The organism is Dyadobacter luteus (assembly GCF_003383615.1).
Lineage (GTDB): Bacteria > Bacteroidota > Bacteroidia > Cytophagales > Spirosomataceae > Dyadobacter > Dyadobacter luteus.
In genome coordinates this window covers 87,272-108,337 of sequence record NZ_QNUL01000005.1, presented here as the reverse complement: position 1 = coordinate 108,337, position 21,066 = coordinate 87,272, and the positions used below count along the sequence as shown (strand labels likewise).

Genomic DNA, 21,066 nt, shown 5'->3' with positions numbered 1-21,066 from the left:
GTTGCCGATTAAAGACGTTAATCAACATTTTCCATTTAGCCTGGCTTTGTACAAGATGAAACTAACCTCAAACTAAAAAAATCCGTGATGGTTGTCCATTATTCTGGAATGATCCTAACTTTGAAACCCCATAGAGCACACAAACTACTTTTATCTAAATTTCTGATTCTCTTTTATGAAAATTCTTATTACGGGTGGCGCGGGATTCGTTGGTTCGGCACTGGCTATTTCTCTCAAATTAAACTACCCTGATTATCAAATATATGCACTGGACAATCTGAAAAGACGTGGTTCGGAGCTGAATTTATCCAGACTTAAACAGCACGGTGTTGAGTTTGTTCATGGAGACATTCGGAATAAAGAAGATTTCGACAATATTCCTGCCGTCGACGCAGTGATCGAAGCTTCTGCTGAACCATCGGTGCTTGCCGGTCTGGACGGAACACCGGATTACCTGATCAATACCAATCTGGTAGGAACAGTAAATTGCCTTAACTATGCGCTGAAGCATAAGGCAAACTTCATATTCTTGTCTACCAGCCGCGTATATCCAATCAAAACCATTGAGAATCTTAACTTCGTTGAAGAGGAAACGCGTTTTGCATTATCGGATGAGCAGCCGGTACCAGGAGCCTCTTCAAAAGGTATTGCAGAAGATTTCCCGCTTACCGGCGCACGTTCTCTTTATGGTACCACAAAGCTCGCTTCTGAGTTAATTATTCAGGAGTATAACGAGTTTTACAACCTGAAAACGGTTATCAACAGATGCGGGGTTATCACAGGACCATGGCAAATGGGCAAGGTAGATCAGGGCGTGATGGTATTATGGATCGCAAAACACTACTTCGAACAGCAGCTTGGATATTTCGGCTACGGTGGTACCGGTAAACAAATCAGAGATATGCTGCACGTAGCAGACCTGTACCGTTTGATCGACTGGCAGCTGCACAATATTGATAAAGTTAACGGTGAGGTACTCAATGCGGGAGGCGGACTGGAAAGCAGCGCTTCGTTGCAGGAACTTACCAAAGTATGCCAGGAAGTAACCGGAAAGACGATTCCGATCAAAGTCGTCCCTGAAAACCGTACCGCAGATATCCGTTTGTATGTGACAGATAATTCAAAAGTAACTGCACTTACCGGCTGGAAACCGGAAATTGGCATTAAGCAAATCGTTCAGGAAATAACAGCATGGCTTGCTGAAAATGAGAAGGATCTTGCTCCGATTTTGAAGTAATACTCTTATAGCCTGATTGATGTTAATATCAATCAGGCTGTTTGCTTTCAATCCGTAACAGTGTATTAAATTGCCGGATCATGAAAATCATTGAATGCCCCCGGGATGCCTGGCAAGGCCATCATCCTTTTATACCTACAGAAAAAAAAGCAGAATACATCAATCAGCTATTGCGTGTAGGTTTCGACACGCTTGACTTCGGAAGTTTTGTTTCTCCCAAAGCAATGCCACAGGTGAGTGACACTGCTTCCCTTTTAGACCAACTCGATCGCTCAGATTCTGACACCAAATTGCTTGCTATTGTAGCGAACGAACGAGGTGCTGAACAAGCCTGTTCATTTGAAGCCATTGATTACCTTGGCTATCCTTTTTCTATCTCAGAAACATTTCAGCTACGTAATACAAACACCAGCATCGAAGGATCCCTGGAACGCACCAAATGGATTGCGGAACGATGCAGCAAAACCGGCAAGCAATTGGTAATTTATATTTCCATGGGTTTTGGTAATCCCTATGGTGACCTTTGGAATCCTGACATTGTGCTCTATTGGATCGATAAACTCAGTAGCCTGGGTATACGTACTTTCTCCCTTTCTGATACAGTAGGAGTTGCTAAAAGTACAGATATAGAATCTCTGTTCTCCGCACTTATTCCGCAATATCCTGATTTAGAATTTGGTGCACACTTTCATACCACTCCCGATAGCTGGCGCGATAAAACAGCTGCTGCTTACCAGAGCGGTTGCCGGCGTTTTGATGGTGCGATTCTGGGTTATGGCGGATGCCCGATGGCTCAGGATGATCTGGTAGGGAATATGCCTACTGAAAGACTGATTGAATTTTCCTCGGAACAAAATGAATATGCATCTCTGAATATATCCGCGTTCCATACTGCCCGAAATATATTTCAGGAACTGATGGGGCTGCTTTAAGTCATTATTCGATCTTTTCCACACCCTTTTTCCTTTCTGCAAACACATAGCCTAGTGACAGATGGTGCGATAAGCCCAGTTGCATATGGGTATGTACGGCATAATCAATCAGAAAGGAGCGCGCCCTGAATCCTGCACCGAAATGACTCGTCAGAGGACGGGACGCTACACCAGTCCGCAAGAAAAGCTGTTTCCATACTTTATACTCTAATCCTGTTTTGAAAACTAACGGCTGATCCGTATTCTTTTCCATTTCAACACTTAAAGCAAGATTATTCTCTGGCTGGTAGGTGAAACCAGTTCTCAGGATGGTGGGCACACGCCTGCCATAATCTCCGGAATAGGAGGATTGCGTTACATTGTAAGCATGTGCTCCGAAAAACAGCTTTGACGACAAGGTGACAATACCACCAAATTCAAAGACAATCGCATGGCGAGAAAAGGAAAGAGAGGGCGCCGACACTGCATTCTGAATGTAATTGACTTTTAAGCCTAAGCTGAAACACCCTATCTGGTGTCCGGCCGCTAGTCCCAACGCTGACTGGTTATAGAGTTTGTCTCCGAATCGCTGAATCGTGAATCCTACACCCAAGTCTTCATTTACAGGCATAATAGCTCCCGCAGCAAATGTACCAACGCCTTCAAAACCAAAATGAGAGCTATACGAAGAAAATGCACTGGTTTCCTGCGCACCACCCAACGCGGCCATATTCACAAATCCATAACTGTAATCCCGCCTTGCTACAGAAGCATTGGCAAGTCCCCACGATCTGGCACCGATAGGAAACGGAAAGTCGGCATAGCCGTCGACAGACAGTATGCTGAGGAAGAATACTAAAAAGATGAAGTTTTTCTGTTGAGATAAATAGTCAGGTAGTTCCTTCATATTTACAGCAACAGTAAGAAAATAAGGCCGTCAACCGACGGCCCTTTGTATCAGCTATGCAATATCAGTTAAATTTCCTTTTGACAATATTCAGCAAAGCATTTACCGCTTCCCCGTTTACATCCCAGGCATATTTGGACGCATACCTGTGCCAGATCAGGTTCTGGGCATCTTCAAAGGTCTTGACAGCGTCCAGCTCATACACTGCCTTTTCAAAATGCTCGCTATTCTTATTGAAAAGCTGATTCACAAACATGAAACGCTGTCCCAAAGGAATCGACGCTGCAATGCTTTCAACGCGAACAGGGATTGTTCCGTAAGCTTTATCATCTGAAGCCTTTGGTACCTCCACCTTGAAACTGCTATTCAATGATTCACTTTCAGCAGATTTTTTCTGAGCTACAATTTCTGAAATGATCGTAGCACCTGGCTCAGGACGTGAGACTGGTCGGGCCTGTGGAGCTTCCTGCTCGCCAAAAGCTGCATCAAAAAAGGAAGGTGCTTCCGCCTTTTTATTTAGAGGAGCAATGCTAACAGGCTCATCTTTAATGATCAGTTCAGAAAGGTTTATTGGAAATACTTCGGCAAACTGAGCCAGGTAAGGTTCTTTATCATCCAGTAATGACTCATCTTTTTTTAGCTCATATACCCAGCTGGCTGCCTGAGTCTGATACGCCGATTCTGCACCACTTTCAACCAGTTTTTCCAATAAAGCCTCTCCCAGTTTTCTGTGTATCTGCGTATATTTTACAAGATGCTCCGCTTTGGCCTGCGTAAATTCTTCGTCAGGAGTCGTTCTTATTTTATCTTCCAGATATAACTCCGGTGTAAAAAGTAATTTTAATGCCTCCTTTACGGATTCCAGCAGTAAAGGTTCCAGGGCTGGCCGCCTTACGGCAATGTAGCGCGAAGCAGTATTCATAAACGCTTCCAAAGCTTGCTTTACCTCCTCATTGTCAAAGTCAAAATACGGACTACGAAAAGACTCCGCATTACTTTTCCACTGTTCAAACAAACGGTTTAATATTCCCAGATTCACCTGTCTTACCGGAGTAAGCTTAAGTAATTCGGATCCTGTAACTATATCTTGCGACCGGAAAACCTCATTCAGAATGGTGGTTGAAAACCGGGTAGCATATTGGTTGAGTGCAATTGAATTCAGGTTATTCGGCATACGAATAAGATCGTTTTTAACGAAAGTGTTTAATAAAAATATGTTTGCTTTGTAAAGATAAAATAAAATTAGCTGTTACGGGCTGGCAGGCCCATTTCAATTATATCATTACATGTTCATTGAACCATTAAACAGAAGGGCGCACCAAACTCCACGTACGGGCTGGATTGAAGTAATCTGCGGCTCCATGTTCTCAGGCAAAACAGAAGAACTGATCCGCCGGCTGAACAGGGCAAAAATTGCAAAGCAGAAAACACAGATTTTCAAACCTACCATGGATCAACGTTATCATCATGAGAACATTGTTTCACATAACGATAATTATATCCACTCAACACCGGTAGATCAGGCCTCTAAAATTACAGAATTGGCTGGCGACTGTGAAGTAGTTGGTGTGGATGAGGCGCAATTTTTCGATGAAAATATTGTGGACGTGGTGAATGAACTGGCCAATTCGGGCAAGCGGGTCATTATTGCAGGACTGGATATGGACTACCTGGGAAAGCCATTCGGATCCATGCCGCAGTTGATGGCCATGGCTGAATTTGTGACAAAAGTACATGCGATCTGCATGGTGTGCGGAGAAGTGGCATCTCACTCCTATCGCCTTGCTGCATCCAAAGAACAGGTATTGGTAGGCGAAACAGATTCCTACGAAGCCCGTTGCCGCAGATGTTTCAATTTGGGAGATACGGTTTCGGGGAAAGGGTAACGGTTTTATAATCGAATTCCCATTACTGTCATTTACTAAACTCAAGAACTGAATCCTGTCAGGGAAAACACATAAATACATCACTGAACAAGATGCAGAGCACCTTACTATTTGTAGGGTTATCATTGAGCCTGATGCTCCAGGGTGCAGCGCACCGAAATAAAAACCCAAACAGATTGTGCAAATATAATCGGTTACAAAAAGTCCACTATAACCCATTCTGAATGGCCTGTAGTGGACTTTTGAATTAATCTCTAAAACAGAACTACCCTTTCAGCTCCTCCTTCAAAAAGTAACCGGTGAAACTGCCTTTCACTTTCGAAACCTTTTCAGGCGTTCCTTCAGCGATGATCCGGCCACCAAGCGCTCCGCCTTCGGGTCCTACATCAATCACATGATCAGCCACTTTAATCACATCCAGGTTGTGTTCAATAATTAAAACCGTATTTCCCTTTTCTACCAGCTTGTTCAATACATTGAGCAAATGACGTATGTCCTGAAAATGTAAACCCGTTGTAGGTTCATCCAGAATATAAAGGGTCTTGCCTGTGTCTCTTTTTGAAAGCTCTTCCGAAAGTTTTACACGTTGCGCCTCACCTCCTGATAATGTAGTAGCATGTTGCCCAAGGGTAATATAGCCTAAACCTACATCATTTAAAGTCTGAACTTTTCTAAGTATTCTAGGTTGATTTTCAAAAAATTCGAGCGCAGTTTCAACCGTCATATCCAGAATATCGGCAACCGATTTCCCTTTAAAACGTACTTCCAAAGTTTCACGATTGAACCGCTTTCCCTTACAGGTTTCGCAGTTGACGTGCACATCGGGCAGAAAATCCATTTCAATCTTTTTCATACCCGCACCTTCACAATCCTCGCATCTTCCACCCTTTACATTGAATGAAAAACGGCCTGGTTTGTAACCCCGGATTTTCGCTTCCGGCAACTCGGCAAAAAGCGTGCGGATATCTGAAAACAGATTGGTATAAGTCGCAGGGTTCGAACGGGGCGTACGACCAATCGGTGACTGATCAACCTCAATTACCTTATCAATATGTTCAAGTCCTTCAATACTTTTATAGGGTAGCGGTTCTCTTCTGGATCTATAAAAATGCTGATTCAAAAGAGGGAACAACGTTTCATGTATCAGAGAAGATTTCCCGCTTCCACTCACGCCAGTCACGCAGATCATCGTCCCCAGCGGAAAAGTCATATTCACATTTTTGAGATTGTGCCCTGTACAACCTTTCAGAGAAATCGATTGTCCATTTCCCTTTCTGCGTTTCTTCGGAACTATAATTCCATCTCTTCCACTCAGGTAATTAGCTGTCAAAGAGCCATTTTTTAAAAACTCTTCCGGCGTACCCGAGCCCACTACATTACCACCATGCCTTCCTGCACCCGGACCAATATCCAGAATATAATCCGAAGCCAGCATCATGTCTTTATCGTGCTCCACAACCAGAACAGTATTACCCAGATCACGTAGATTCTTCAATGAATTGATCAGGCGAACATTGTCACGCTGGTGCAGCCCTATACTTGGCTCATCCATGATGTACAATACACCTGTAAGCTGCGTTCCAATCTGCGTAGCCAAACGGATCCGTTGTGCTTCTCCGCCTGAAAGAGTCCGGAGCGCGCGGTTCAGTGTGAGATAGTCAAGTCCTACATCCAGCAAAAATCCTACCCTTTTCCTGATCTCTTTGAGAATTTCATGACCAATCACCTGCTGACGGTCTTCCAATCTGTCTTCAAGACCTTCGAGCCAGTTAGCCAGTTCTCTGACATCTATATCGGACAATTCTGAAATGTCCTTTTTATCAATTTTGAAATGGAGAGATTCTTTTTTTAATCGTTTTCCATTACACTCAGGACAAGTCCGGATCACCATAAAATCCTTAAGCCAATCCAGAATTTTCTCATTGCCAGATTCCTGTTGCCTTTTCAGGAAGTTGACGATCCCGTCAAACTTTGTTTCCCATTCCGTCCCCGGATATTTTTTGGAAGGAACCGGTACAGCATCTTCACTGCCATACAGCACAACCTTTAATGCTTCTTCCGGAAACTTGGCAAGAGGAGTAGCGAGTGTTACTTTGAAAGGTTTGAGAAGTACTTCGAGTTGTTTAAAAATCCACGCATCGCGGTATTCACCCATCGGAGCAATACCTCCCTTACTGATACTTAAAGACTTATCGGGCATAATCGCCTCTTCTGTAATTTCTTCCACCACACCCAATCCCTGGCAGGTAGGACACCAGCCGTAGGGAGAGTTGAAAGAAAATGCATTAGGTGCAGGATCATCATAACTAATGCCAGACTCAGGGTCCATTAGATTTTGTGAGAAATAATAAGTTTCTCCCTTATCATCCAATACCATCAGAGCTCCTTTTCCCTGCTTAATAGAAGTGGTTACAGACTGGCTCAATCTATAGCGCGACTGTGGATCCTGCTCTTCGGTTTTAGGAATAATCCTATCTATAACAATCTCAATATCATGTACCTTGTAGCGATCCAATTGCATTTTAGGAGCAATATCCTGAACCTCACCATCCACACGAACCTTTGTGTAACCCATTCGTGCAATCTGCACAAACAGCTCCCTGTAATGCCCCTTTCTTCCTTTCACAGCAGGCGCAAGAAGCATGATCTTCTTTCCCAGAAACTGCGTCATCAACTGGTTGACGATCTGATCCTGAGATTGCTTCACCATCCGCCTGCCCGTTACATATGAGTAAGCATCGCCGGCACGTGCATAGAGCAGCCGGAGAAAATCGTAGATCTCTGTAACAGTTCCTACTGTAGAGCGCGGATTGCGCGATGTGGTTTTCTGTTCAATACTAATTACAGGCGATAATCCGCTGATTTTATCTACATCAGGCCGCTCCATTTCACCGATAAAACCCCGGGCGTAGGAAGAGAAACTTTCCATGTAACGCCGTTGTCCTTCAGCGTAAATCGTATCAAAAGCCAGGGATGATTTCCCGCTGCCACTTATCCCTGTAACTACTACCAGTTTGTTGCGTGGTATGTTGACATCAATGTTTTTAAGATTATGCTCACGTGCTCCCTGAACCTCTATTAGATCTTGATTGCCCGCTCCGGTATCATTCGTTTTTTCCACGCTCATTCCTTTGGTTTTTGAACCCCGGTTGTATCCGGCGCTGATAGAATAACCACAAATTTAGTCGTTCAGTTGCAAAAATTTCAGCCTATTTCCAGGGACTGAACCCAATTTGTTTCTGGTACGAAAGCAAGAATCGTGCTAAGCATGCAAACGTTTGCCGATTTGCACATTAACAGGATAGGATCACTTTGTAACCATCTATATAATTATATTTTTTCTTTAATTAATTACTTTTTAATATTGTTTTGTCACCGATATATTTATTTTTGACACAATTCTTGCAAAAAATGGTACAATTTTATCACCAGAAACCCCTATCTATATGCAAAAAAATTTACGAGTCCTTGTATGGTTTATAATCGTATTAATGGCCACCTTGCCGGGCAGTGATGTCTTCGCGCAAGACAAAAAAGTGACGGGAAAAGTCTCATCAGCCGTGGACGGCGCAGGACTTCCCGGTATCAATGTCCAACTGAAAGGTACCAATACCGGAACAGTTACCGATGCAGATGGAACCTATTCTATTCAAGCGAGCAGTGCAAGTGCTGTCCTTGTATATTCTTCCATCGGTTTTATTAAGCAGGAAATAACAGTGGGCAACCGATCTGTCATTGATGTTACCCTCGCCGACGATGTAAAAAGCCTCACGGAAGTTGTTGTAACCGGTTACGCTACACAGCGCAAACAGGATATTACCGGTGCGGTAACAGTTATCAGTCCCAAAGAACTTACAGCTGTGCCTGCTGCAAGTGTTACTCAGATGCTCCAGGGACGTGCTGCCGGTGTAACTGTCGGCAACGACAACTCTCCGGGTGGAGGCACCATGGTACGTGTCAGAGGTTTTGGTTCCATCAACAACAACAGTCCATTGTATGTAATTGATGGTGTTCCTACGCAAGGTACCCTGAACCAGCTGAACCCCAATGACATCGAATCCATGCAGGTTCTTAAGGATGCATCTGCCGCGTCCATTTATGGTGCACGTGCAGCGAATGGCGTTGTGATTATCACGACTAAAAAAGGGAAGCCCGGTGCTCCCAATATCACTTTTGATTTTTATACAGGCACACAGCGCCCCGGCAAAATGCTGAACCTGCTGAACACAAGAGAATTGGGAGAATATCTTTACCAATCGGAGCTTGGTGCAGGGAAAAACCCTTCGGTTACTTCACCATCCGTTCAGTATAAGTTCGATGACAGAGGCAACCAGACCATCGCCGACTACATTTATCCAAACGTATTTGGTGAACTTCCTTCCAATTACACTTATACAAATGATATTGCTGACCCTAACCTTGGAAAGACAGCATTCAACATTACCAAAGCGAATAAGGAAGGTACCGACTGGCAGGATGTTATTTTTGACCCCGCTCCTATTTCCAACTATCAGATCGGCGCGAGTGGCGGTTCGAATACAGCCAAGTATGCAATCTCAGCTAATTATTTCAAGCAAGACGGGATTTTGCGTTATACCAATTACAAGAGATACTCAATCCGCGCCAACACTGAGTTCACCAAAGGCAAGGTAACTGTAGGGGAGAACCTTACTTTCTCCTATGATGAGCGCCAGGGAATTACAAACAATGACGAAAGTAACCCGATCATGTTTGCCATTCGCGTGCACCCGATCATTCCGGTATTCGACATCACGGGAGGCCCCACTGCACTGGGAGGAACAAATACATCAGCCTACAACGGATTTGCAGGTAGCCGAGGCAGCAACCTTGGAAATGCGCCGAACCCATTGGCAAGACTTTACCGCGAGAAAGATAATATCACAAAAGGCACGCACGTATTCGGCAACGCATATGCTCAGATCGATATTCTTCCGGGTTTGACAGGTCGTACCAGTTTTGGTTTGGAATACAATCAATCTAACCGGTCCGAATATTTCCACAGAGATATTGAAGCAGCTGAAGCCAGAAATGCAAACAGTCTTAATGTGATCAACAACCTGGATCGCTCTTTCACCTGGTTCAATACACTGAACTATGCCAAAATTATCGGAAAGCATAATTTCAATTTATTGGTAGGAACAGAAGCTGTGAAAACTTATTCCGCAGCTTTCCAGGCAAGTCGTAGCGGTTTTGCATTTGATGATGTTGACTACCGTTACCTTGATGCAGGTTCGGCAGCTGGTTTGGCCAATGCAGGAGCCGGAGCTATCCGGAGTGCTTTGTTCTCTCAGTTTGGTAAAATCAACTATGGTTACAAAGATCTTTTCCTGGCAGACTTCACCCTGCGCCGCGACGGTTCTTCCCGTTTTTCAGAGGCTTATCGATATGGTGTCTTCCCTGCATTCTCCCTGGGTTTGCGTATGACAGAACTTGACTTCATGAAACCAACCCGCAAGGTATTGGATGATTTGAAAGTACGTTTCGGATGGGGCAAAACGGGTAATCAGCTGATTCCTAATGTTTACAACGCCTACACATTGTATGCCGCCGATCCGCAAAACAATGGTTACGATATCAATGGTACGGGTTCATCCATTGTTGGCGGATTTGACCTTGTTCAATTCGGTAATGCAAACGGAAGATGGGAAACGAACACCTCTACCAACATTGGTATTGATGCGGTATTACTGAACAACAAATTGGAGGCGGTAATCGATTTGTATAGCCGCAAAACAACGGATATGCTGACGCAGATTGCCATGCCAAGAACAGCTGGTACAGGTACAATTCCATATACAAACATCGGGGAGGTGACCAACAAAGGTTTCGACATTGGTCTGAACTTCAGAGATAAAAAAGGTGACTTTTACTATGCACTGGGCGTAAATTTTGGGCACTACAAAAACAATGTTGTAAAGCTTAACAATGACCCTAATGCAACTATCTTCGGTTTCTCTACCCGTCTTCCGGCCATGTCGGCAACAAAGGCAGGCTATCCGATTGCCAGCTACTACGGATACTTCGTGGATGGTGTAATTAAAGATCAGGCTGAAGCAGATGCTGCTCCTAAGTTTGGATCGTATACCCGTGAAGGTGTTTTCAAATTCAGAGATGTGAACGGAGATGGAATCATCACCGCAGCCGACCGTACCATTATCGGAAATCCTCACCCTGACTTTAACTATGGGGTTAACCTGAATATTGGTTACAAAGCGTTTGATCTGGCCGTGTTCGGACAGGGAGTTTATGGAAACGAAATCTTCAACTACACAAGATACTGGACAGATTTCAACGTTTTCCAGGGTAACAGGTCGAAAGATATGTTGTACAATTCATGGAAACAATCAGGTGATAATGCCAAACTTCCAAGACTTAATTCCGGAGATGCGACAAGCCAGCAGGTATCGTCTTACTTCCTCGAAGATGGTTCTTACTTCCGTATCAAAAATATTCAGCTGACTTATACATTACCATCAGCATTGTTGAAAAAAGTGAAGATTGGTTCTGCTCAAATTTATGTTCAGGGACAAAACCTGTTCACATTCACGAAGTATACCGGACTTGATCCTGATATCAACCTGAGAAGATCGGGCAATGATAACGAAGATAAGCACCTGGGTGTAGACGAAGGAGCTTATCCGGTTTCGAAGTCATATCTGGTAGGTCTGCGTTTCGGTTTCTAAGGTCCCAACACTAACATTTCATAGCATTACAATGAAAAAGATAGCATTAATCTGTATACTGACGGGACTGAGCTTTTCATGCTCCGACAGCTTTTTTGACCTGAAACCGCAAGGACGGGCTTCGGTTGAGCAATTGAGTAATAAGAATGGTGTCAACGCACTTTTGATCGGTGCCTATTCCCTTGTAGATGGCGTAGGTTCAGGAAACACGGGCCGCCAGTCGACCGTATCCAATTATGTATTCGGTGGTATTTCCAGTGATGACGCCGTAAAAGGAACAGATGCGGGAGACCAACCGGAACAGTCGTTTATCGAACAATACAACTGGCTTTCGGATAACACCTATTTTCTCGGAAAATGGTGGCACCAATATGATGGTGTTTCCAGATGTAACGAAGTAATCCAGATTGTTAGCAGCCCGCTCATTATGGATATGACAGATGCTGAGAAAACACAGGTGATTGCCGAAGCACGTTTTCTGAGAGGTTTCTACCATTTTGAAGCAAAGAAAATGTGGAACAATATTCCTTTTATAGACGAGGTTATATACAAATCCGCTGATCCGAATTCAACCAAAATCCCAAATACGACAGATGTGTGGGGTAAAATTGAGGCTGATTTCGATTTCGCAGCGAAGAACCTTCCTGGGGTACAGTCTCAAAAAGGAAGAGCAACGCAATGGGCTGCGAAATCCTTTCTTGCCAAAACTTATCTGTTTCAGAAAAAATGGGCTGCGGCAAAAACCTTATTGGATGATGTGCTAACCAACTCAGGGAAAAAACTGGTAGCCAACTATCATGATAACTACAGAACTGCCGGTAACAACAATACTGAATCCATTTTTGAAGTTCAGTTTTCAGTAAATGACGGTACAAACGGGAACAACGGTAATGCGGGAGACAACCTTAACTGGCCTTATTCTGCCGGTGCTCCAGGACGCGGCTGCTGCGGTTTCTACCAACCTTCGCACAATCTGGTGAATGCGTTTAAAACTGAAAACGGTTTGCCGATGATCGGGAACGCTGCGGATGGCTCAGCAGACACGTATAATAAAGTGGATCTTCCTAATGACCAGGGCATTGCTGCAGCTGCAGCATATACAGTCGACAAAACTGTGCCCGTAGATCCACGCCTTGACTGGACCGTAGGCCGTCGTGGTGTAGCCTTCCTTGACTGGGGCCCTATGCCTGGTGCTTCCTGGATTCGTGATCAGGCTTATGCCGGACCTTTTACCGGTAAAAAATGGATGTACTATGTAGGTGAAGAAAACAGCACAACGCACTCTACCAGCAGGAGAAACGTCAACAACAACTTCCGTATGATCAAGCTTTCACACGTGTTACTTTGGTTGGCTGAGGTTGAGGTAGAACTTGGTAATCTGGCGGCGGCTGAGGGTTATGTAAACCAAATCCGTAACCGTGCAAAAACAGGCTCTGTTCAGGATGCGAGTATTAACTACAAAGTTGAACCGTATACTGCAGGTACCTTCGCCGGCAAAGGAGCGGATTTCGCCAGAAATGCAGTACGTATGGAACAGCGTCTGGAATTTGCAATGGAAGGACACCGTTTCTTTGACCTGGTTCGCTGGGGCATAGCAGAAAAAGTGCTTAACAAATATGCAGCTGAAGAAGCCGTAGCAGGAAAAGAACCTTCAGGACGTACATTTGGAAAACGTGGATACATGGCAGGAAAAACATTTACGTCCAAAAACAACTACTATCCACTTCCACAGGATGAAATCCTGAACAGCCAGCTGGATGGAAAACCAACACTTGTACAAAACCCCGGATACTGATTAAAGACCAGTATTTATAACAAAAGACCAGCCGTTCGTGCTGGTCTTTTATTTTGATACCAGTCATAACGATCAATTCGGATCTTTTCTGGAAATTGAAATACTCTCAATCGTGTATTTGCTATCCTGCCCACTTCGATCACTATGTTGGAAACTGATTGAAGGATTAGCAGGATTGTGAAAATTCAGCGCACTTGTTGTCATCATCGGCTCATTTGTCACCTTAATTGGCTCTCTTCCCGGTGAAGTAATCAATAAGTTATATTTCAACTGCGAAGCTAATACTGTGAAAATCACGGAATGAACAGCACCGGGAGGAATATTTCCAATAACACGTGATGTGGTCCAGTCACCACTGATAAGGCTCACAGCACCCGACGAAGTAATCCGCATTCTGGCGATAGGAACTCCACTTCCGTCCGTCAGATCGGTGAGAATATCTCCCGAAGAAGAATTGTGCCTGGCACTGTATATGTACCAAATTGTTTCAGCGAAATTAGTAGAAATTCCTCTGAATGATAACCAGGTATAATGCCCGGAAAGATCTCCTGTATTTACCTGAGAATATTCCAACCCTTTTGTTCCGGAAGTATTCCACTGACGAATTTTCAGACCAGGGATCAATGCATCATTAAAGTCAACTCTGTCGCCGGACGGAGCACCCGGAAGATCGTGTGCAGGGGTAACTCCAATTTCTGACGCGTTGAAGTTTGTTCTTAAAATGGAGGTGGTTTTACAAGAGAATACAGATAAACTCACCAAAATAATGATTGAGAAATGATAGATGGATTTCATAGGACAGCTGTTTTTGTGAAAAACAAAAGTATCCTATCTACATGTTATCTTTTAGAGTACAACTACGGCATGCATATCAGTAAATATACCTGAATAACAGTAACTTATAGACACAAATCAAGTAAAAAAACTACTAAAACATGGCGACCGTATTGTTTTTTTACCTGATTTGTGTTCACACTTATTTTCTGTAATCCAATGCCGGTTTACGGTTGCCTACTAAAGCCTCATATTTAAAGTCTTCTCCTCTCGCTTTGAGCCAGTCGGCCTGTGCAGTTTTAATCAGCGCAGGATCTTTGAACAGATCGATCGCGGTAAGTGCAAGAGTCTTGGCAGCTACCATCATTCCTTTGGGACCTATGCTCATACCTCCCGCGGCAACTGCCTGCCAGCTATGCGCCGGAGTGCCTGGTACCCAGGTAGCAGCACCCAAGCCTACTGTGGGTACAGCCCAGCTTACATCGCCCACATCTGTAGAACCTCCCATGCTTTCCAGCTTCGTAGAAAAGGGCATCACTTTCTCAGCTTCTGTGTAAGCAAGCGCTGCTTTACCGGGAGTGGTGAGCGACGGCGCGAGTTTTTCCGCAAATGCAGCTTCGTCCGGCGTATACTTCACTCCTCCTACAACTTCCAGATTTTTGTACATCGCTTTAGCCAACGACTCCACAGGAAGCAAATCGAAAGCACCACCTGTAATTTCCAGTTCCACCTTGGTGCCGGTTCCCATAGCTGCACCTTCGGCTGCCTTCTCCATTCGGCTCCATACATCCCGCACCACCTCTCTGTTCGGATGCCGCGCGTAATAATATACTTCCGCAAATGCAGGCACTACATTGGGCGCTTCACCTCCACGTGTGATTACGTAATGTATCCGTGTTTCCTGTGGTACGTGCTCACGCATCATATTCACCATATTGTTCATTGCTTCTACTCCATCCAGCGCAGAACGCCCACGCTCGGGTGCTCCTGCAGCATGTGCGGCAATGCCTGTGAAGCGGAATTTCCCGGAAATATTGGCAAGTGAACTGGAAGGATTAGCACCATTCCGATCCGATGGATGCCAGTGTAACACAATATCAGAATCCTTAAAAATGCCTTCCCTAACCATATACACCTTGCCCGAACCACCTTCTTCAGCAGGACATCCCATGAGTTTGATCGTACCGGCTTTTCCGCCATTTTTCAGCCAGTCTTTTACAGCAATAGCCGCCGCGGCTGAACCAGCACCAAATAAATGATGTCCACATGCATGCCCTGCTTTTTGTCCTTCTATGATTTTCTTTTCTGAAACAGCCTCCTGTGCCATACCCGGTAGCGCATCAAACTCAGCAAGAATACTGATCACTGGTTTTCCACTGCCATAGGTCGCAACAAAGGCAGTTGGAATGCCGGCAACACCTTTTTCAACAGCAAAACCTTCTTTTTTTAATTCCTCCTGAAGAATTTCAGAACTCTTGTATTCCTGATAGCCCACTTCCGCCAGATCCCATATTTGTTTGGAAATTCCAGCGTAATGGTCTTTCTTTTTGTCCAATCCGTCAACAATCTGCTTTTGTTCAGCTGCCGCTTTTTTGTCTTGTCCAAAGCTCTCAAAAGCAGCGAACCCTAATAAACCAAGGAGAATAATATTTTTACTTTTCATAAATCTTCAATCATGTTAATCGTAATATAACCAGATAATGCTTTTCGAATGTACCTGTCTTCATGTTCTGAAACCGGCAATCCAGGTATACAAAATAACATGTATACCTGGATTATCTTGATAGAGGATAAGTTTACTTCGGATTTTTCACAGCTGCACTACCCTCTGTAGGAGCATTGTAAGTGATTTCATTATCAGGCACATCCCAATAATCCAGATAGTTATATTTGATCGTTGCATTCGTACTCACAATACCAGCTCTGCTTAGCGCAACCACACCCGTACGGCCGTTTTCAATCACTCCCCAACGTCTGGCATCGTAAAAAGACAAAGCACGGAATAGCAATCCGATACGTCTCTCACGACGCAGTTCTTCTTTGGCTTCAGCCAGTGTCAAACCTTTACCTACAGTAGCAGCCAAACTGGCACCCTGTGCAATTCTCACGGCATCAATCAAGGCCAGCCCTCCTTCAATATTTCCGGTATAGATCAGCGCTTCTGCCTGCATCAGTGCATTTTCTTCGTAAGAACCAGCCAGGAACAATTCGTAACCGCCCGCAGTCTGATTGGCAAACTGAATTACCTTGGAATCCCCAGGAACTGATCCGCGATCAATCAACTCCCAACGGGTGAAAAATGCATTTCCACGGGCCACTTCACCAATATAGGTAGAAGCTCTCTGTTTGAAATTATTGGTAAAACGCTGATCTCCTGCTTTGAAATCCTGGATCAGCCTTTCCGTGATTTTGTAGGTAGATGTCCCTGCAGTTTTTGCAGATACACTCCCTGTTGTAGGCGCCAGGAAATCTCCGTTGGTGTTAGTACGTCCTGTAAATACAAAATCAGTAGCTCTGATACCATTGTCAGTCAAAGTTTTAATCTCCGCCCATTTTGCAGCCGACATTTCACTCACTTTTGTATTCACAAGAATGTTTCTCGCTTTCATCGTTGCGATGTTGCGTTGCCACATCGCAGGCGTGAGCACTCCTCCCTTTCCTACGCGGTTGAAAGAAGGAATGAGTCCTTGCATAGTCGTAGTGTAATCGTCTCCTTCTGTCAATGTTCCCAATATACGTGAAGCCTCATCCAGGTTACGGTTTGCTTCGGTAATCATGGCTTCTTTGGTTACATATTTACCATTGGTTCCATTCAGGTTTTCGCCATTTGAAGCATCCACAATAAGTCCGGCATAATACATAGAACCAATTCTTGAATATGCGTATCCCTTCCACCAGTGCGCCCAGGCTTTCAGCAAACCTTTTTTCACATCCGCATTACCTGTGTACGTAATGGCATCCACATTAGCCAGAATCGTATTACATGCATTGTTCAGATTATACATATAACCCCATTCGTAATAGGTTGAATTCTGATAACCCGTAGAATTCACGTTAGCGGTAATCCTGATGAACTCGATCTGCTTATTCGGCGAATTGGGATTGAGCAGAACACTTCCGTCGTCCAGCGTAACCTGGTCAGGGCAACCGATCTGATTGATAAAAATATTGGCTATATCAGTCCCGATCACGTCTCCCATCAACTCATGATTTCCAATCGCGCCCGACCAGAAATATCCCGGCACGCCATCATAGAATTTGATATTCTTAAAGCCGGACACATACACGCCCAGACCGAAAGAAATGAGCCCCGATTCCGTTTTCATTGCTTCCGAAGAAGGCTGATTCGGATTTTTTACATCCAGCGATTCTTTACAGGACGATACCATCCCGGTCAAAATCAACATTGAAAGAAATATTTTTAACTTATTCATAATGATCATCTTAAAGGTAATTTCAATTAAAACCCGAAATTTAAAGTAGCCTGATACGATTTAAAGTTTGGCATCGTACTGTGGTCAGTTCCTCTATCCCATGCAGAGTTGGCAGTACCCGAACTGATTTCCGGATCAAAGCCTGTATACTTGGTAAAGGTGATCAGGTTACGTCCCGAAAGCACAAGTTGAAGTCGTTTGAAAGCAGGCAGTTTCACCACTTTTGCCAGATCAATACCCAAAGCAATGTTTCTCAAACGGAAGAAAGTAGCATCTTCATAGAAATAATCCTTTGTTCCGTTGGCAGTACGCTGCGCATACACACCGCGGTAAAAGGCAGTCCATGCGCCAGTCTGGCCTTCAATTGTAAATGGTTCTGCATAATCACTGTGAATACCGTCACGATACATCCATTCTTTAGTCTGATTGTAGAGGTGATTTTTGTAAACCCAATCCCACTGCATCGACAAAGTCAGGAAGTTTTTATAAGTAAAATCATTGATGAGTGACATGTTGAATTTCGGGTTAGGATCACCGAAACTATATTTACCAGCTGTAAAATAAGGCTGCTTGGTAGCTTTGTTTACCACATATCCATTGCTTGCAACGGTATATAACGCCTGCTCACTTTCTGTTAAATACATGTTTCCGTTAGGGTCTCTATCAGTCAGGCTGTGTAGTGACTTGAAGCCATATAGCTGACCAATCTTGTCTCCTGCTTTCAGTACATAATTGGTACTACCGGCACTCGACAAAATCACTACTTCCTGGTTACCACGAATAGACAGGATTTCGGAAGTCTGTTTACCAAAATTGATCGTTGAATTCCATTTCAGATCTCTACCATTGTAGGCTGTCGTCCCCAACGATATCTGCACGCCACGTGATCCAAGAGAAAATGCGTTGTCGATTAACGTTCCCAAACCAATAGATGGAGCCACATCTACAGGATAAATGGCATCTTTTGTTTTTCTGTTCCAGTAAGTAGCCGCAACGGACAGGTCGTTCAGCCAGGGGGTACTTTTGAAAAGTGTAAACAAAAGGTCGGTTCCCACTTCAAATTCTTCTGATACTTCCACACCCAAGTCCGGGTTGCTCTGGCGGTAATCATAATAGAAAGCAGTATTAGAACCCAGCGTTGTAGGCGTAATCGTTACGTATCTGTCAAATGGCTTAGGCTGAATACCCGCCTGTCCGTAAGCAGCTCTGATTTTCATTTCAGGAATAATACCGTTAATGACTCCGTCATTCCAGAAATTCAGCGCAGAAATTCTCAGGAAAGCATCTCCTCTCGGGAATGTAAAAGGCTTCGAACCTCTTCCGAAAGCAGATGAATAATCACTTCTGAAACCTCCGGAAATACCGGCAAACTCACCATACTCAAAGCGCTGATTAACCAGATATCCATAAGTAATAAACGGTTCTTCGTAGTCGCGGTACACTCTCCAGGAGCTGGTGTTAGCGGCTGTGTAAGGTTCGTACGCAGAGGGGAGCCCCAGAGCCGCACTTGTATATTCTTTCAGAACATTTTTACGCCAGTCGAAAGCACCTTGTGTTGTTGACTTGATAGGCAGATTCCATCCGAAATCTTCCTTGAAATCAAATGAAATCGTTGCATTCGCCAGGAAATTCTGGAAGGTTTTGCTGTTCGCATATTTGGTCAGATCCCCCGTATTGTTGGTATTGTAGTTGGAAATATACCTTGGCGTACTTTGTGTCAGCCAGTATTTAATATTGGCATTATTAGCCTGGTTCATATATTCCAGCTCACGGTCCTGCGTCTGGTAATTCAAGCCGTATTTCGCATCCAGTTCCACAAATTTCGGGAACTTATACTTAAGGTTGAAGCTCTGAATAATGTCAATCTTATTGTCATTATTGTTGGTATACTCCTGCCAGTACAGCGGATTGGATGCATTGATCCCGATGGTCTGGTTCAGGTTATAAGGCACAGTACCGTCATTAGTCTTCAATGAAAAATCAGCAAACGGATAGGCATTCAAGAGTCCGTAAACGATCGTCCTGTCGCTGGTTTTAAGCGTACTTTTGGTATAGGCCAATTGAGAAATAGAACGGAAGGTAAGTCCTTTTGCCAGCTCAGCGCCGAAATTGGCTGTCAGGTTGCTTCTGTCCCAGTAACCATTGTTAATCACATTACTTTCCTGATGGCTGTTTGAAGCCGATATACTGAAATCCGATTTCGCTGATCCACCAGAGATCGAAACGCTGTTATTGATCGTATTGGCAGGTCGGAAAAAGAAATCAAAGTGATCGATATACTTGAAATTCTGATCGTAGGCTTTACTGTTTGTAATCGTCGGATCTGTAGAATTATACTGAACGTTCTCAGTATATACGCCATTTACAAGATCGAAAGTGATAGGTTTGCCTGATGAACCGATTACATTATTGCTAGCATCGGTCGCGAAGGCGTGGTATTTCGCCTTACTCAGCCCACCCACATTGAGATACGTATTTTGTGCAATGCTGGATGAAAAGTCAATGGCAAGTTTTCCTGCTTTACCTTTTTTGGTAAAAAGCTGAATGACACCATTCGCTCCCTGCGCACCATAGATAGTCCCCGCAGCAGCACCCTGAATCACCTCTACCCTGTCAATAGAATTCAGGTCAATGGTATTGAGCCCGGAAGCACCTACCTGAATACCGTCTACAAGGATCATGGGCGAGGTACCACGGTTCAGGGTATTGATACCACGAAGTACAATGTTGACTTCTGCACCGGGGGTTCCGCTCGTACTGGAAATTTGCGCACCGGCGATCTTTCCTACCAAAGCCTGGTCTATAGAAGCCGAAGGTGTTTGAGGCAGATCTTTGGAACCGATAGATTCTACGGCAATGGCCAGCTTTCGCTTGTCTGTAGCCACACCCACACCCGTTACCACAAGCTCTGTGAGCTGGCGGGAATCTGTTTTAAGCTGAACATCCAGCACAGAGGCGGCAGAAACAGGAAATTCCCTGGTTTCCATACCAATAAATGAAAATACGATAATGCCTCCGCTGCCCGGTACGCTCAATTTGTATTGCCCCTCAGAGTCTGTTACAGTACCATTTTGGCTTCCCTTTAAAACTACGTTAACGCCCGGCAGCGCAGATCCGTCATCAGTGGCAATGACCTTTCCGGTCAGTTGCCTGTCTTGTGCTCTTGTAAGCGACATGGCTGTGCAAAGCAGAGCAATGCACAATGGTAAAATTCTCCTCATCTGATTAAATAGTTAGGTTAGTTACAGTTCAACTGCTTAAATCGAAAGTAGAGAATTAAAAATTCAATACAAAATTCTGTATTTTAAAATAAATGAAGAATTATAATTTACGATAACAAACAAACAAGTAATTTAATTTTTAATAAATATAATTTTACCAATTTTAATTCGTGAAAAATTATACACCAACCCGATTA

The 21,066-nt window shown here is 44.1% G+C and carries 12 protein-coding genes; 5 read left to right on the top strand and 7 right to left on the bottom strand.

The annotated features are described in order from the left end of the window. Positions 1–175 precede the first annotated feature (175 nt). Positions 176–1,237: an NAD-dependent epimerase/dehydratase family protein gene (locus DSL64_RS08875; protein WP_115830383.1), complete on the top strand. Its 1,062-nt coding sequence runs from the start codon at positions 176–178 to the stop codon at positions 1,235–1,237. 80 nt (positions 1,238–1,317) lie between these two features. Beyond that, positions 1,318–2,169, top strand: coding sequence for a hydroxymethylglutaryl-CoA lyase (locus tag DSL64_RS08870; RefSeq protein WP_115830381.1), 852 nt, complete (start codon positions 1,318–1,320; stop codon positions 2,167–2,169). A 4-nt stretch (positions 2,170–2,173) separates the two neighbouring features. Here the strand turns inward: DSL64_RS08870 and DSL64_RS08865 are convergent, their stop codons facing one another. Both DSL64_RS08865 and DSL64_RS08860 read right to left on the bottom strand, forming a co-directional pair. After that, positions 2,174–3,055 carry a PorV/PorQ family protein gene (locus tag DSL64_RS08865; protein ID WP_115830380.1) on the bottom strand — a complete coding sequence of 294 codons (882 nt, stop codon included), beginning with the start codon at positions 3,053–3,055 and terminating at the stop codon, positions 2,174–2,176. A 64-nt stretch (positions 3,056–3,119) separates the two neighbouring features. Further along, positions 3,120–4,229: a DUF8457 domain-containing protein gene (locus DSL64_RS08860; RefSeq protein WP_115830379.1), complete on the bottom strand. Its 1,110-nt coding sequence runs from the start codon at positions 4,227–4,229 to the stop codon at positions 3,120–3,122. A gap of 112 nt (positions 4,230–4,341) precedes the next feature. Between DSL64_RS08860 and DSL64_RS08855 the strand changes: the two genes are divergently transcribed. Continuing rightward, positions 4,342–4,941 carry a thymidine kinase gene (locus DSL64_RS08855; RefSeq protein ID WP_115830377.1) on the top strand — a complete coding sequence of 200 codons (600 nt, stop codon included), beginning with the start codon at positions 4,342–4,344 and terminating at the stop codon, positions 4,939–4,941. Positions 4,942–5,206: 265 nt separating this feature from the next. On the opposite strand, the gene uvrA is transcribed toward DSL64_RS08855, so the two are convergent. After that, positions 5,207–8,068, bottom strand: a complete 2,862-nt coding sequence (gene uvrA / locus DSL64_RS08850; protein WP_115830376.1) for an excinuclease ABC subunit UvrA — start codon at positions 8,066–8,068, stop codon at positions 5,207–5,209. A gap of 319 nt (positions 8,069–8,387) precedes the next feature. On the opposite strand from uvrA, the gene DSL64_RS08845 reads away from it, so the two are divergent. Both DSL64_RS08845 and DSL64_RS08840 read left to right on the top strand, forming a co-directional pair. Further along, positions 8,388–11,645 (top strand): SusC/RagA family TonB-linked outer membrane protein, encoded by a 3,258-nt coding sequence (locus DSL64_RS08845; RefSeq protein ID WP_115830375.1) that lies wholly within the window; start codon positions 8,388–8,390, stop codon positions 11,643–11,645. Between the two features lie 31 nt (positions 11,646–11,676). Continuing rightward, positions 11,677–13,440, top strand: coding sequence for a RagB/SusD family nutrient uptake outer membrane protein (locus DSL64_RS08840; protein WP_115830374.1), 1,764 nt, complete (start codon positions 11,677–11,679; stop codon positions 13,438–13,440). A gap of 72 nt (positions 13,441–13,512) precedes the next feature. Here DSL64_RS08840 and DSL64_RS08835 read toward each other — a convergent pair whose 3' ends face one another. The 4 genes from DSL64_RS08835 to DSL64_RS08820 all read right to left on the bottom strand — a co-directional run bounded on the left by DSL64_RS08835 (position 13,513) and on the right by DSL64_RS08820 (position 20,869). After that, positions 13,513–14,235, bottom strand: coding sequence for a hypothetical protein (locus DSL64_RS08835; protein WP_115830372.1), 723 nt, complete (start codon positions 14,233–14,235; stop codon positions 13,513–13,515). A 181-nt stretch (positions 14,236–14,416) separates the two neighbouring features. Then, positions 14,417–15,877 carry an amidohydrolase gene (locus DSL64_RS08830; protein WP_115830371.1) on the bottom strand — a complete coding sequence of 487 codons (1,461 nt, stop codon included), beginning with the start codon at positions 15,875–15,877 and terminating at the stop codon, positions 14,417–14,419. 133 nt (positions 15,878–16,010) lie between these two features. Beyond that, entirely contained in the window at positions 16,011–17,621 is a 1,611-nt protein-coding gene (locus DSL64_RS08825; RefSeq protein WP_229217008.1) for a RagB/SusD family nutrient uptake outer membrane protein, read from the bottom strand. Between the two features lie 53 nt (positions 17,622–17,674). Next, positions 17,675–20,869 carry a SusC/RagA family TonB-linked outer membrane protein gene (locus DSL64_RS08820; protein ID WP_115830369.1) on the bottom strand — a complete coding sequence of 1,065 codons (3,195 nt, stop codon included), beginning with the start codon at positions 20,867–20,869 and terminating at the stop codon, positions 17,675–17,677. Positions 20,870–21,066: the final 197 nt, after the last annotated feature.

Bases quoted from the DNA above. Each gene is read 5' to 3' on its own strand.
- DSL64_RS08875 (WP_115830383.1), top strand. From the start codon at position 176: ATGAAAATTCTTATTACGGGTGGCGCGGGATTCGTTGGTTCGGCACTG.
- DSL64_RS08870 (WP_115830381.1), top strand. From the start codon at position 1,318: ATGAAAATCATTGAATGCCCCCGGGATGCCTGGCAAGGCCATCATCCT.
- DSL64_RS08865 (WP_115830380.1), bottom strand. From the start codon at position 3,055: ATGAAGGAACTACCTGACTATTTATCTCAACAGAAAAACTTCATCTTT.
- DSL64_RS08860 (WP_115830379.1), bottom strand. From the start codon at position 4,229: ATGCCGAATAACCTGAATTCAATTGCACTCAACCAATATGCTACCCGG.
- DSL64_RS08855 (WP_115830377.1), top strand. From the start codon at position 4,342: ATGTTCATTGAACCATTAAACAGAAGGGCGCACCAAACTCCACGTACG.
- uvrA (WP_115830376.1), bottom strand. From the start codon at position 8,068: ATGAGCGTGGAAAAAACGAATGATACCGGAGCGGGCAATCAAGATCTA.
- DSL64_RS08845 (WP_115830375.1), top strand. From the start codon at position 8,388: ATGCAAAAAAATTTACGAGTCCTTGTATGGTTTATAATCGTATTAATG.
- DSL64_RS08840 (WP_115830374.1), top strand. From the start codon at position 11,677: ATGAAAAAGATAGCATTAATCTGTATACTGACGGGACTGAGCTTTTCA.
- DSL64_RS08835 (WP_115830372.1), bottom strand. From the start codon at position 14,235: ATGAAATCCATCTATCATTTCTCAATCATTATTTTGGTGAGTTTATCT.
- DSL64_RS08830 (WP_115830371.1), bottom strand. From the start codon at position 15,877: ATGAAAAGTAAAAATATTATTCTCCTTGGTTTATTAGGGTTCGCTGCT.
- DSL64_RS08825 (WP_229217008.1), bottom strand. From the start codon at position 17,621: ATGTTGATTTTGACCGGGATGGTATCGTCCTGTAAAGAATCGCTGGAT.
- DSL64_RS08820 (WP_115830369.1), bottom strand. From the start codon at position 20,869: ATGAGGAGAATTTTACCATTGTGCATTGCTCTGCTTTGCACAGCCATG.